Genomic DNA, 13374 nt, shown 5'->3' with positions numbered 1-13374 from the left:
CCTCACGGCAAGTTGCTGTTAAGAAAAAATGTGTGCGAGCGCTATTCTAACAGGCAAAGCAAACGTTTGCGAGGATCTTCTTTATAGGTCACAATTATTCATGTTGGTGTGGTTAAAAGCTGTGCGCTTGATCAATATCAATAGAAAAACGATGGAATGTTGGCAAAAAAGCGGTATAATCTCGCGATTTTTTTGTCAGGCTGCGTCGTACATTAGGAGAAATTATGAAGATCGTTGAGGTAAAACACCCACTCATTCAACATAAATTGGGGCTGATGCGAGATCATGATATAAGCACTAAACGCTTTCGTGAACTGGCTTCAGAAGTTTCCAGTCTACTGACGTATGAAGCTACCGCCGATTTAGAAACAGAGACGGTAACAATAGAAGGTTGGTGTGGTTCGGTAGAGATAGAACAGATTAAAGGAAAAAAAATCACAGTAGTTCCTATCCTCCGTGCAGGTATCGGGATGATGGACGGAGTATTAGAAAATATTCCTAGTGCCCGAATCAGTGTAGTTGGCGTTTACCGCGATGAAGAAACATTAAAACCTGTCCCTTACTTCCAGAAATTAGCATCCAATATTGAAGAGCGTATGGCTCTTGTTGTTGACCCTATGTTAGCAACAGGCGGCTCTATGATTGCCACAATTGATTTATTAAAAAATGCGGGTTGTACTTCAATTAAAGTATTAGTACTGGTTGCTGCTCCAGAAGGTATTAAGGCATTAGAAGAAGCTCATCCAGATGTGGAATTATATACTGCATCTATTGATAGCCATCTTAATGAGCACGGGTACATCGTTCCAGGTCTTGGCGATGCTGGTGATAAGATATTTGGTACAAAATAATAATTAAGCCGACTTTGATAGTCGGCTTTTTTTTGAACCTAATTATCTTGTTCTATAGTTAGAAATATACAAACCAATTTCACATTCATATTAAAGAGAGGTCGTAAGCATGACTCGTCGTGCAATCGGGGTAGAAGAGCGCCCACCATTATTACAAACAATCCCGTTGAGTCTTCAGCATCTGTTTGCAATGTTTGGCGCCACCGTACTTGTGCCAATTTTATTTAAAGTTAATCCGGCAACAATATTATTATTTAACGGGATCGGAACCCTGCTTTATCTCTTTATTTGTAAAGGACGCATTCCTGCTTATTTAGGTTCAAGTTTTGCGTTTATCTCACCTGTGCTTTTGTTGTTACCTTTAGGGTATGAATTAGCACTTGGGGGATTCATCGTCTGTGGTGTGTTATTTTGTATCGTTGCTGGTATTGTCAAAATAGCAGGGCGAGGCTGGATTAATGTGATGTTCCCGCCTGCGGCAATGGGCGCAATCGTTGCCGTCATCGGGCTTGAATTAGCAGGAACCGCGGCGGGAATGGCAGGATTATTACCAAGTGCAGATGCACCAGTTGATAGTCAGACACTGCTTATTTCTATGGTGACTTTAGGTGTGACTATCTTAGGCTCTGTGATGTTTAGAGGATTCCTTGCTATTATTCCTATTCTTATTGGGGTATTAGCAGGTTATGCACTCTCTTTCTTCTTGGGCGTTGTTGATATTACACCAATTAAAGAAGCTAACTGGTTTGCACTACCGACATTCTATTCACCGCGTTTTGAATGGAGTGCTATTTTTATTATTCTACCTGCCGCATTAGTTGTTATTGCTGAGCACGTTGGGCACCTTGTTGTTACAGCAAATATTGTACAACGCGATTTAATGAAAAACCCAGGTTTACATCGTTCTATGTTCGCAAACGGTTTCTCTACCATTATTTCGGGTTTCTTTGGTTCAACACCTAATACCACTTATGGTGAAAACATTGGTGTTATGGCTATCACTAAGGTTTACAGCTCATGGGTTATTGGTGGTGCGGCAATTCTCGCTATCTTATTATCTTGTGTCGGTAAACTGGCTGCGGCTATCGCTGCTGTACCTGTTCCTGTTATGGGTGGGGTTTCATTACTGCTTTACGGTGTTATTGGTGCATCAGGTATTCGTGTCTTGTTAGATTCAAAAGTGGATTATAATAAACCGCAAAACTTGATATTAACTGCCATTATTCTGATTGTCGGTGTGAGTGGTGCTTCCATTCAAATTGGTGCTGCTGAATTAAAAGGTATGGCATTAGCAACCATCGTGGGTATTGTTTTAAGCTTGATCTTTAAATTAGTGAGTGTTGTTCGCCCTGAAACAGAATTAGTGGATAACACCATTGAATCGGTTAGTGGTACAGCAAACAAAAAGTAATCGATTAAGTAAATCTAAAGCAATATGCTGAAATTAATAAAAAAGGTGGATGATCTCCACCTTTTTTATTGTGTTTTATTTTTATGTCATATTAAAAACTAAGATTTTTGATATTTTAAGTATTAAAAACTTAGAAAAGCATGATTAATTCAATCATGATGTTTATTTAAATAAAATAAATGAGACAATGGGGGTCTGTTCTTATGCGAAATAGGCATTTTATCTGCTATTTAAGTGATATTCGTTTTAAGGTTGGGGTGTTTCAAAAAAGGTATAACGTAATTTATGGAAAAGCTGATTGAAATTTATGATTTCATTACATCAAAGCAGATTTTTACCACAATATTTTTAGTTATTGTGTTGCTGGTGGTGTGGTTTCTCGCCAAAATGATTTTCCGCCGAATAGCAAAGCGTTTACTTTTTTTATTTACTGAGCTTTCAGATGAAGAAACCATAGAAGATATTGCTAAAAAGAGCGCATCTATTGTTGCAGTTACACTTGTTCTCTATATTAATCAGCTACTACCGTCTTTTTCAGCTGAAATGAATATTATCTTTGAAACGGTTGCTCGCGCCTTTATTATCATCAATATCGCTTCATTGCTTAATAACGCTCTTGATATCTTCAATATTAGGCACGCTAAAAAAGCGTGGCATCGAAATAATTCCATCAAAGGCTATATTGAAATTGCCAAAATTGTGGTCTGGATTATCTCTTTTATCCTGATTATTGCGTTATTTACTGAGCAATCACCACTTATTATTATCTCAAGCTTTGGTGCCATTGCTGCGGTGTTAATGTTTGTTTTTCAGCATACACTTATCTCTTTTGTTGCCAATATTCTTATCTCTAACGGAAAAGTATTAAAGCTTTATGATTGGATTGAATTACCCAGTAGTAATATCAGCGGTGAGGTTATTGATATCGCATTACATACGATCACTGTACGTAATTGGGATAATACAATTTCCCGTATTCCAACCAAAGACTTTTTGACCGAAAAATATACTAACTGGCAACCGATGTTTTCATCGGGAGGGCGTCGGATTAAACGTAGTTTTTATATTGACCAATCTTCGATTTCATTTGCAACGCAAGAGTTAGTATTAGAATTAAAAAATACAGCGCCGCTTCGTAAAAGCATAGAAACGATGCTTGAAGGAAAAGAAGAAGAAATTGGCGATATTAATGAGTGGTTAGAAACAAAAGGCGTGACTAACTTACAGTTATTTCGTAAGTACATGCTAAATTGGATAAAAATGCGTGGTGATGTTCGACCTGATATGTATTTAGTGATCAGAACAATGCCACCTACACCAATGGGACTACCTGTAGAGTTATATTGTTTTACTCGTGCAACCACTTGGGTTGAATATGAAGAAACTCAATCTGAAATTTTTGAGTATATAAATGCATCAGCCAAATATTTTAAGCTCGACATTTATCAGCAACCTTCTGGTAATGATGTTGCGAAATTAAAATTCAGATAATAAAGTAAAACTAATTAAACACGGAATGCTTTCTGATTTGGCTCTAAATAACTCGAGGTACAGTTAGGAAACCCTTCAATGAGGTGATAGGAGTATATAAAATAGGCTTATCTCGGTGATCTTGCTGTTATCTTAATCAGTGCAATGTGCTTTTTTAATATTGGTTCTGACCTTGTGAGAATTTGTGTTAGAATCACCACGTTTATTAAACTATTCAGGTGAGGTGCTTCTGAATACGCCGTCACAGCTATCATTACCACTATCTCTGCCCGATGATGAGACATTCGATAGCTTTTATGCAGGGGAAAACGCGTCGTTAGTCGCGGCAATTCGAACCGCCATTCATCAATCTCATGGCAGTTATATCTATTTCTGGTCCCGTGACGGAGGTGGAAAGAGCCATCTATTACATGCCGCTTGTGCTGAGCTTTCATTAAAAGGTGATGCTGTTGGGTATGTTCCCCTTGATAAACGTGCCTATTTTGTTCCCGATGTTCTTGAAGGCATGGAACATTTATCCTTAGTTTGTATTGATAATGTTCAGTGTATTGCTGGTGATGAAGAGTGGGAACTCGCCTTATTTAACCTTTATAACCGTGTTTTAGAGCATGGACGAACCTGTTTATTAATTACAGGGGATAGACCGCCTCGCCAAATAGAGTTACAACTTCCTGATTTAGCATCTCGCCTTGATTGGGGGCAAATCTACCGTTTGCAACCTTTAAGTGACGAAGAAAAAATTCAGGCGCTGCAATTAAGAGCAAAACTTCGTGGGTTTGAATTACCTGAAGATGTGGGTCGTTTTGTATTAAAACGTTTAGATAGAAAAATGCGCACCTTATTTGAAATGCTTGATGAACTTGATCACGCTTCTATTGTTGCTCAACGTAAACTGACCATCCCATTTGTGAAAGATATACTCAAACTTTAAATAGCCTCACTCATCTCGTTAGGTGAGGCGAATAATCTCAATCCTACCTCTCTTTTTCAAATTCAACACCCATTGAAGGTAACAAATATTTGTTATTTATTAAGGGTGAATTTTCTATTTTTGTCTTTTCTAATAAAAACACAAGATAAAAAAACCGCTTGTCTTTATACAAGGCAAGCGGCGAGAGACACAAACAATAAAGGAGGAGGGTTAAATAATTAGTTTGCTTCTACTACTTTGGCTTTCTTCTGAGGAACCAGTAAGAAAATCAGATAAAGTGCAGTGATTGCAACCGTGTAGCCAGTGAAGATTAACCAGAATGATTTCCAATCAACCGCACCATTGGTGGTATATAAATCAATGACCCAGCCACTTAACATTGCACCTAAATAAGTACCAAAACCGTTCACTAAGGTCATAAACATACCTTGTGCTGTTGAACGATATTGTAAAGGGATCTCTTTTTCTAAGAACAGTGAACCAGAGATATTAAAGAAGTCGAATGCACAACCATACACAATCATTGATAACAATAAGACGATTTGACCTAGTGATGTGTAGTCACCGTAGGCAAAGAAGCCGAAACGTAAGATCCAAGCAACCATACTGAATAAAACGATCGTTTCGATTCTTACACGTTTTAATAACAGTGGCAGAAATAGAATAAATACGACTTCTGAAATCTGTGAAATAGATAAGAACACAGAAGGATAACGTGCAAAGAATGAATCATCTGCATTTGGAGATTGTGCGATATCTTGTAGGAATGGCACACCAAAGGTATTGGTAATTTGCAGTACAGATCCTAACAGTGTTGCGAAGAATAAGAAAACAACGACATTTTTCTTTTTAAATACTTGCAAGATATTAGTGATACTAAATGCCACTTCTTCGGCTTTAGTTTCATTTTTGTCAGCTGCTTTAGTTGCAGGTAAGAACATTGCAAATACAGCTAAAACAATAGAAGCGATCGCTGCAACGAAGAGCTGGTGGTAACTATTACCTAAACCTAAGAAGCTAATAACCCACATGGCTGCAATAAAACCAACAGTGCCGTAAACACGAATTTTAGGGAAATAGTTATTAGGCTCTAAATGTTTTTGTTCTAACAGTTCGAAAATGATGCTGTTTGCCATTGAGATACTTGGCATAAAGAACAATAAATGTAATAAAGTTGCAAAAAATAGTGTGGTTACTGTCGTCATTTGCGACATTAACACTAATGCTAATGCAGAAAAAATATGCAGGGTAATAAACACTAATTTGCGGTTGTTTATTTTATCTGCAATAAATCCCATGATGACGGGTGCGATAAGTGAGGCAAGTCCAAGAGCACTGAAAATAAGCCCAACATCACTACCTTTAAAATGCAGCTCTCCAAAGAGATACGAGGCAAATGTTACAAGCCAAGATCCCCATATAAAGAACTGGAGGAATGAGACAAGTTTTAATCTAAGTACGATATTCATCTGTTTTCCTATTAGCCTAGCAATCACCCGACACCAATAATGGCGATTGGTTAGTTTTAATTGCCCATAATGTTGGCTATAACGTTGTTTATTTCATATACATCTACAACTTCGTTTCACACTGACTAATTGTTATCAAGTTAAAAAAACAACAATAAAAGAAGAGATAGAGTAAATAACAAATTGAAAGCTTATTGCTGTGTTGCAGTATTGTTTTAAATGTGTGTTTTTTGTTAATTTCTTTCTTGGATGATAATGAAAAAATATTTTGGCGAGAATTTATTGTTTATCAATTCTGCTATCATATTTTCTGATATCCATGATATGTAGGAATGCATTTGTGTAAAGAGACTTGAGTCACAATATAAATGAAACACATGATTATTTTTTTCTTATAATTGTGAGTTTATACGATGTCGTGTGATCTCGATAGAAGTTTTCAAAAATGGCGATTTCTTACTCATAAAAAATATGAGGTTGAGATGAAAAATTTTGAAAGCATAAAACGATTGGTTTTTTCTATTGTGGAAATAAGAAACACTTTGCTAATTGTAATGTTTACAATTTAACAACATTTAATAATTTATTTATTAATTGAGAAAAGAGAGTAAACGGTTGCGGGATTAATAGTGAAGTAAATAGAGAGAAGCCCATATATGTAAGAACATAAATATGGGCTTTAAATTTTGAAAATTAAATAAACAGTTCTTTTACTTGCTCTGGTGGACGGCCTAAACGGGCTTTATTACCGACAACCACAATAGGGCGTTCAATAAGTTTAGGGTTTTCATGCATTGCTTGAATTAATGCATCTTGTGATGTTTCATCAGCCAGTTTTAGCGTTTTATAAATTTCTTCTTTTGTGCGCATTAACTCTCTTGCATCATTAAAACCTAATGCTTTGAGCAGTGTTTTAAGCTCCGTTACTGAAGGTGCTGTATCTAGATAGTGAATAACATTAGGCGTTATTTGCATTTCTTCGAGTAAATGTAAGGTTTCACGGCTTTTTGAACAGCGTGGATTATGATAAATCGTCACTTTTTTGGTCATGATTGTCCCTTATTTAAATTGGCTGTCTCTTTGCTGAATTTTTCTTAATTGGTCTATGCGAGCATCAAAGCGAGCTTGATCATTGCTACCCAGCTTAACTTGTCTGCTTGCATCACCTAAGTAACGGATCGCTGTTTCAAAGTCACCTCTGAGTGCTAAATCTTCCGCATAAGCAGCTAATTCATGAGCTCTATCACCTTGTTTGGCTGAATTTTCTGCCATTAATTGCCAGCCAATAGGATCGTTTGGGTTATCAAAGGTATAACGATAAAGTAGGCGATTAGCTTCGTTATATTGCTTATTATGCATATATGAGTTCGCTAAGTTGGCAATAAGGACATTGTTATTGGGCCTTTGCTTTAATGCGAGTTGTAATCTTGCAACCGCATCACCTGCACGGTTTTGTTCTAAATCGATATCTGTCATGGCATCAATAAGCCAAATATTGTTAGGTTCTTTTTCTAACATCGGAGTGAGCAATTTTCTTGCGTCATCAAATTTGCGATCACGAGAATAGAGCAGTATTAGCGCATAATTTGCGGCTGACTTTTCAAGAGCAGTACCTTGCTTAAACTGATCAAGTATCGTTTGTAATGCATTCTCTGATGTTGGGTTTTTCGTCAGCATGGTTAATACACGCATTTTAGCAAACAGAAAGTCAGCTGACTGTGGAACCTGCCGAGCAGGAAATTGACTGGCTCGGCTTCTTGCATCGGATAAACGGCTATCAGGTAAGGGGTGCGTTAATAACATTTCAGGCGGTTTAGAGCTATATCGTACTTGGTCAGCAAGAATTTGCATAAAGTCAGGCATCCCTTTGGGATCAAATCCTGCTCGATAAAGTGTCTGTATTCCGATACGGTCTGCTTCTTGCTCGTTCATTTGTGTGAATGTGATCATATTTTGCTGCATACCCGCCATACTTCCCGTAAAGGTTGCAAGACCTGCATTCGGGTTTGCCATAAATATCAAAATAGAACCTAATACACCTGCAAGAGCAAGAGGTGTTGTTTTAGCCTGATCTTCAAGCATTCTCGCTAGATGTCGTTGAGTAACGTGTGTGATTTCGTGAGCCATAACAGAAGCTAATTCGCTTTCTGTTTGGCTATATCGAAAGAGGGCAGAATGCAAAACAATGTTTCCCCCAAAATAAGCAAAGGCGTTAATATTGGGGTTGTTAACTAAGTAGAAGTGAAAAGGGGTTTTGACTGAGCTGGCGTTAGAAACCAGTTTTTGTCCCAAATTATTAATATAGTTAGAGAGTAATGGGTCAAAAACTAATGGTGCACTATTTCGCAGTTGGCGAGTATAGTAATCACCCATAGCAATTTCTTGATTGATGCTTAATGTTGAACCTGCGGTCGTTCCCATATCAGGTAAAGAGTCTTCAATATCAATCGCAGCATTCGCTGGCACTACTGATGTTGATAGCAACGCAGAAACAAGAAGCGCGACTAAGGGTTTTTTAAGTCTGAGTTTCATACAACTGTATCCTGATGGCTATCTTAACGAATAATTAATAATTAATGATGTATGATAGCAAAACCTAACGTAAAATCTGTCAAAAGATTATTGCTTATGTAAATGAATACATATAGCTCTATTGTTCTGATTATTATAAAGGATCTTTATTTTCATGCTGGACTTGCTTGTTCAATGGTACAAACGCCGATTTGCTGATCCACAAGTTATCGCCCTTGTGGTCATTTTGATTGCCGGCTTTTCAATTCTGTATTTTTTCAGTGGCATACTTGCTCCTTTATTGGTGGCAATTGTGCTTGCTTATCTTTTAGAGTGGCCAACTCATTTACTTGAAAAATTAGGATGTGCCCGTATATGGGCAGTATCGATAATTCTGACACTCTTTATCGGTATTAGTGCCATTGTTATTTTGATTTTAGCGCCAACGGTGTGGCAACAAGGGATGACACTGATTTCAGATATCCCAAATATGATCAATAAGTTCAATGCATTTGCACATGAATTACCCGATCGCTTCCCTGCATTAATGGATGCCGGCATCGTTGATATGATGGCAGAAAATTTACGCAGCAAGTTCTCAACGGTGGCTGAATCTGTATTAAAAGTATCTTTAGCTTCGTTAATCGGAATTATTACACTGTCTATTTATCTTATTCTTGTTCCTTTAATGACGTTCTTCTTACTTAAAGATAAGCAACAGATGCTTAATGCGGTTCGTCGTGTTTTGCCGAAAAACAGAATATTGGCAGCACAAGTTTGGATTGAAGTTAATCAGCAAATTACCAATTATATTCGCGGTAAAGTCACTGAAATGATAATTGTGGGTATTTTTACTTATTTTGTATTTGCTTTCTTTGACTTACGCTACTCTGTATTACTTGCTGTTATTGTCGGTGTTTCTGTTTTAGTTCCTTACGTTGGTGCTGTTTTAGCAACGATCCCAGTTATTGTGATTGCATTATCGCAGTGGGGATTAGGCTCTGATTTCTGGGCGTTATTTATCGCTTATCTTGTTGTTCAAGGATTAGATAGCAATTTATTAGTACCAATTCTGTATTCTGAAGCCGTAAATATGCACCCGTTAGTCATTATATTATCAGTGATTATATTCGGTGGAATGTGGGGATTTTGGGGCGTTTTCTTTGCTATTCCATTAGCAACGCTGATAAAAGCAGTATTGCATGCATTACCCGATGAAATTGCGAATGAGCAAAATATAAAGAAAAGCTAAGTACCTCATTGAATATATTAATAAAAAACAGATAAAAAAACAGACAGTGTAAGCTGTCTGTTATCTTATCAATTCGAAGTATTAATTATGGATGTTGAGCGAGATAGTCGAGAACGACTTGATGGTGGTTACTGGTTTTAAAGTTATCAAATACGTGTTCGATAATACCATTTTTATCAATTAAGAATGTTGTACGATGAATACCATCGTAAGTTTTTCCCATAAATTGCTTTTCTCCCCAGATACCAAACTCTTCTGCGATCTTATGATCTTCATCTGAAAGCAACGTAAAATTTAACATCTCTTTTTCAGCGAAACGGGAAAGTTTTTCTGATTTATCTGTACTGATACCTAATACTTCAACTTTGGCTTTTTTTAGTGCATCCATTTCATCACGTAAGCCACAAGCTTGGGTTGTACAACCTGGTGTCATTGCTTTAGGGTAAAAATAAACGAGCACACGTTGGCCAGCGAAATCAGATAAATTAATCGTTTCTCCATCTTGGTCGGGCAGACTGAATTGAGGCGCCTTTTCACCGGCTTTTAATGGGTTCATTAGGTCATTCTCCATTTTTTACTGTTTCATCATCAGACTATTTACGATACTTATTGTGCCTTGAGCGTTCAGCTCTGTACATAATTGATTAAATTTCTCATTAATAACAATACCATGATCATCTAATGGATTATGCGCCGTAATCTGTATTTCTAAACGGGCAGGTGAGCCATCTTCTGATGGATGTGTTTTAGATATTAATTCAGCAAGATTAAAATTATGTTGGCTAAATAGATTAGTAAAGCGTTCTACAATACCGGGCGCATCTTCAATATCAACTTTCGCTGCAATTGTTGAAGGATAGGTAATTGGTGCACCATTGGTCGTTCTTTTCATTACGGTCAATAAATCCAGTTCCGCACTTTTAATGGGCAACAACGCTTCTAACTGTGCAATAGCGTTCCAGCCACCTGAAAGTAGCATGATAAACGTAAACTCTTGACCAAACATCGCAAGTCGGCTGTCCTCGATATTACATCCGCATTGGCTGACTAATTGTGTAATGGTATCAACAATACCAGGACGGTCAGCACCTAATGCAGTAATGACGAGAAAATGTTTATCAGGTATGGGCAAAATAAGGTTCCTTTTGACTTTCAGTTTATTCTTAACAGGTAAACACAAATTTCGATTTCTGCCAAGATCCCTTGCTCACTATCTTCAATTATTATATCTCTTTAATTCATATCAAAGAATATTAGCAAATTTCATTAGAAACCTAGAGTTAAGTAGTTTTCAATAGAGCAATGAATGAGTACCATTGAGTATACGTCTATCTCGGAGCAATGATTATGGTGAATAACGAATTTAATTTTACAGGCAGTATGGTGGCATTGGTGACACCAATGGACGCAAAAGGCAACGTTGACCGGGTTAGTTTACGTAAATTAGTTGATTATCATGTTAAGGCAGGCAGTGCTGCAATTGTTTCTGTCGGTACAACTGGAGAATCTGCAACATTAGGTCATGACGAGCATGTTGATGTCGTTTTAATGACATTAGATATGGCTGATGGGCGTATTCCTGTCATTGCCGGTACGGGCGCTAATGCAACATCTGAAGCAGTCTGGTTTACACAACAGTTTGAAAATAAAGGTATTGCAGGTTGTTTAAGTGTAACGCCATATTATAATAAACCTTCACAAGAAGGGTTATATCAGCACTTTAAAGCGATTTCTGAAAGCACCGAGTTACCACAAATCCTGTATAATGTACCGGGTCGTACTGGATGCGATTTATTGCCTGTAACTGTTGCACGTTTAGCCAAGTTGGATAATATTGTGGCAATTAAAGAGGCGACAGGGAACTTAAGTCGTGTTAGTCAAATCCAAGAGTTGGTTAATGATGATAGTTTTATCTTATTAAGTGGTGATGACGCATCATCATTAGACTTTATGCAACTTGGCGGTCAGGGTGTTATTTCGGTTACTGCTAACGTTGCTGCGTCAGAGATGGTAGAATTATGTCGATTAGCAAATGCGGGTGAGTTTGCGAAAGCGCGTGAACTTAACCGACGTCTGATGGACTTACATCATCAGTTATTTGTTGAACCTAATCCAATCCCAGCTAAATGGGCGTGTCAACGTATTGGATTGATTGAAGACGCCACATTGCGCTTACCTATGACTCCGTTGACATCATCAGGTCAGCAAATTGTTGAGAAAGCGCTGTTAACAGCGGGAATACTGTAAAACTTAGGGAATTTTAATGGCAACACTATTGCATAAATCAAAGATTATGAAAGTCGCGGGTCTGTCGCTGGTGGTCTTACTGGCAGCCTGTTCAAGTGATCAGCGCTATAAACGTCAGGTCAGTGGTGATGAGTCTTATTTAGAGACAGCAGGGCTAAAGAATTTAGCGATTCCGGCGGGTATGGTGTTGCCTTTGCAAAATGGGGAATATGACATTCCAACCCCTAAAAGAACTGAACCTGTTGGTTTAGCGCTTGATATTCGTCCACCAACTCAAGCATTGAATCTATTAAGTGGTTCTCGTAGTGAAAATAATGCAGATAACAGCCGTTTGCTATTACCAAACTCACCTGAAAACACAACACTATATGAACAAGTTAGCTCTATCTTAAAAGAGAAAGGTATTGCGATTGTTAAAAGTGATGCTGGACAAAAAGAGCTCCATACTGATTGGATCACATGGTTACGTGCTGATGAAAACGTACCTTTCCAAACACGCCAGCGTTTAGTAATTGCTCAGTCAGGTAATGTTATTTCGTTAACAGTGACTAACGAAGGTTTACGCCAAGGCGAAACTGAAATGACTGATCCGGCTGAAGTGAAGCGTTATAATATTTTAATGCTTAACGAATTGGTTGATGGCTTAAACCGTATGCGTAATTTAAGCGAAAATACGGCAAGCAGCAACATACAAGGTATTATCGATGTCCAAAGCGGCAGTGATAATGCTGGCCTTCCAGTGATCATCGTTCGTGCACCATTTGATGTGGTTTGGGATAGATTACCTATTGCATTAGAAAGTGTTGGTATGAAGATGGGCGATCGCACACGTTCTAAAGGTTCAATTGAAGTAACCTATAAAGGAATGAGCAGTGCAAACTGGAGTGCGTTAGGTGTTGATAGACCAACTGTTGAAGAAGCGGATTATAAATTACAAGTCGGCGATTTAAATAACCGCAGTAGTTTACAATTTATCAGTGATAAAGGTAAACCATTAACACAATCACAAAATGATCAAATGGTTGCTGCACTGAAAGCTGCTTTCAGTAAGCCTGTAAAATAAGTATTCTTCTTTAAAAATATGAGAAGCCGCACAATATATGTTGTGCGGCTTTTTTTATGATCTTAACTTAATTGTATTAATTTAAATTAAACATCATTAATTGAATGCTCTTTTAATGATAGGGTTTAATTTAAATTTATTAATAATA

Annotated in this window: 12 protein-coding genes; 7 read left to right on the top strand and 5 right to left on the bottom strand. The window is 37.6% G+C overall.

Going from position 1 to position 13374, the window contains the following annotated elements:
• The first annotated feature begins 224 nt into the window (after nucleotides 1-224).
• From upp to hda, 4 genes are all read left to right on the top strand, one after another.
• Nucleotides 225-851 (top strand): uracil phosphoribosyltransferase, encoded by a 627-nt coding sequence (gene upp / locus JEP71_RS03045; protein ID WP_023581896.1) that lies wholly within the window; start codon nucleotides 225-227, stop codon nucleotides 849-851.
• Nucleotides 852-960: 109 nt separating this feature from the next.
• Nucleotides 961-2262 (top strand): uracil permease, encoded by a 1302-nt coding sequence (gene uraA / locus JEP71_RS03040; protein WP_109373660.1) that lies wholly within the window; start codon nucleotides 961-963, stop codon nucleotides 2260-2262.
• 285 nt (nucleotides 2263-2547) lie between these two features.
• The gene (locus tag JEP71_RS03035; RefSeq protein ID WP_088495294.1) at nucleotides 2548-3753 is read left to right on the top strand and encodes a mechanosensitive ion channel family protein; all 1206 of its coding nucleotides are present in this window, start codon (nucleotides 2548-2550) and stop codon (nucleotides 3751-3753) included.
• A gap of 223 nt (nucleotides 3754-3976) precedes the next feature.
• The gene (gene hda, locus JEP71_RS03030) at nucleotides 3977-4684 is read left to right on the top strand and encodes a DnaA inactivator Hda (protein ID WP_006533048.1); all 708 of its coding nucleotides are present in this window, start codon (nucleotides 3977-3979) and stop codon (nucleotides 4682-4684) included.
• Nucleotides 4685-4902: 218 nt separating this feature from the next.
• Here the strand turns inward: hda and JEP71_RS03025 are convergent, their stop codons facing one another.
• From JEP71_RS03025 to JEP71_RS03015, 3 genes are all read right to left on the bottom strand, one after another.
• Nucleotides 4903-6153: an MFS transporter gene (locus JEP71_RS03025; RefSeq protein ID WP_109373658.1), complete on the bottom strand. Its 1251-nt coding sequence runs from the start codon at nucleotides 6151-6153 to the stop codon at nucleotides 4903-4905.
• Between the two features lie 693 nt (nucleotides 6154-6846).
• On the bottom strand, nucleotides 6847-7203 hold the full coding sequence (arsC, locus tag JEP71_RS03020) for an arsenate reductase (glutaredoxin) (RefSeq protein WP_109373657.1): 357 nt from the start codon (nucleotides 7201-7203) through the stop codon (nucleotides 6847-6849).
• Nucleotides 7204-7212: 9 nt separating this feature from the next.
• On the bottom strand, nucleotides 7213-8685 hold the full coding sequence (locus JEP71_RS03015; RefSeq protein WP_198619853.1) for a M48 family metalloprotease: 1473 nt from the start codon (nucleotides 8683-8685) through the stop codon (nucleotides 7213-7215).
• A 154-nt stretch (nucleotides 8686-8839) separates the two neighbouring features.
• Here JEP71_RS03015 and JEP71_RS03010 point away from each other — a divergent pair, with 154 nt between their 5' ends.
• Complete coding sequence (locus JEP71_RS03010) at nucleotides 8840-9916, top strand: AI-2E family transporter (RefSeq protein WP_109373655.1); 1077 nt, start codon at nucleotides 8840-8842, stop codon at nucleotides 9914-9916.
• An 85-nt stretch (nucleotides 9917-10001) separates the two neighbouring features.
• On the opposite strand, the gene bcp is transcribed toward JEP71_RS03010, so the two are convergent.
• Both bcp and JEP71_RS03000 read right to left on the bottom strand, forming a co-directional pair.
• Entirely contained in the window at nucleotides 10002-10472 is a 471-nt protein-coding gene (gene bcp, locus JEP71_RS03005; RefSeq protein ID WP_198625724.1) for a thioredoxin-dependent thiol peroxidase, read from the bottom strand.
• Nucleotides 10473-10490: 18 nt separating this feature from the next.
• The gene (locus tag JEP71_RS03000; protein WP_088495300.1) at nucleotides 10491-11048 is read right to left on the bottom strand and encodes a glycine cleavage system transcriptional repressor; all 558 of its coding nucleotides are present in this window, start codon (nucleotides 11046-11048) and stop codon (nucleotides 10491-10493) included.
• Nucleotides 11049-11263: 215 nt separating this feature from the next.
• On the opposite strand from JEP71_RS03000, the gene dapA reads away from it, so the two are divergent.
• Together dapA and bamC are read left to right on the top strand one after the other, a co-directional pair.
• Nucleotides 11264-12163, top strand: a complete 900-nt coding sequence (gene dapA / locus JEP71_RS02995) for a 4-hydroxy-tetrahydrodipicolinate synthase (RefSeq protein ID WP_198619854.1) — start codon at nucleotides 11264-11266, stop codon at nucleotides 12161-12163.
• Nucleotides 12164-12179: 16 nt separating this feature from the next.
• Nucleotides 12180-13226, top strand: coding sequence for an outer membrane protein assembly factor BamC (bamC, locus tag JEP71_RS02990; protein WP_109373653.1), 1047 nt, complete (start codon nucleotides 12180-12182; stop codon nucleotides 13224-13226).
• Nucleotides 13227-13374: the final 148 nt, after the last annotated feature.

The organism is Proteus sp. PR00224 (assembly GCF_016238105.1).
Classification (GTDB): Bacteria; Pseudomonadota; Gammaproteobacteria; order Enterobacterales; family Enterobacteriaceae; genus Proteus.
Note: the sequence above shows the minus strand (reverse complement) of the source record. Positions and strands in the feature narration are given on the sequence as shown.

What these genes read in the sequence shown, in the direction of transcription:
- JEP71_RS03025 (WP_109373658.1), bottom strand. Translation starts at nt 6,153, where the DNA reads ATGAATATCGTACTTAGATTAAAACTTGTCTCATTCCTCCAGTTCTTT.
- JEP71_RS03035 (WP_088495294.1), top strand. Translation starts at nt 2,548, where the DNA reads ATGGAAAAGCTGATTGAAATTTATGATTTCATTACATCAAAGCAGATT.
- dapA (WP_198619854.1), top strand. Translation starts at nt 11,264, where the DNA reads ATGGTGAATAACGAATTTAATTTTACAGGCAGTATGGTGGCATTGGTG.
- JEP71_RS03010 (WP_109373655.1), top strand. Translation starts at nt 8,840, where the DNA reads ATGCTGGACTTGCTTGTTCAATGGTACAAACGCCGATTTGCTGATCCA.
- upp (WP_023581896.1), top strand. Translation starts at nt 225, where the DNA reads ATGAAGATCGTTGAGGTAAAACACCCACTCATTCAACATAAATTGGGG.
- bamC (WP_109373653.1), top strand. Translation starts at nt 12,180, where the DNA reads ATGGCAACACTATTGCATAAATCAAAGATTATGAAAGTCGCGGGTCTG.
- arsC (WP_109373657.1), bottom strand. Translation starts at nt 7,203, where the DNA reads ATGACCAAAAAAGTGACGATTTATCATAATCCACGCTGTTCAAAAAGC.
- bcp (WP_198625724.1), bottom strand. Translation starts at nt 10,472, where the DNA reads ATGAACCCATTAAAAGCCGGTGAAAAGGCGCCTCAATTCAGTCTGCCC.
- uraA (WP_109373660.1), top strand. Translation starts at nt 961, where the DNA reads ATGACTCGTCGTGCAATCGGGGTAGAAGAGCGCCCACCATTATTACAA.
- JEP71_RS03015 (WP_198619853.1), bottom strand. Translation starts at nt 8,685, where the DNA reads ATGAAACTCAGACTTAAAAAACCCTTAGTCGCGCTTCTTGTTTCTGCG.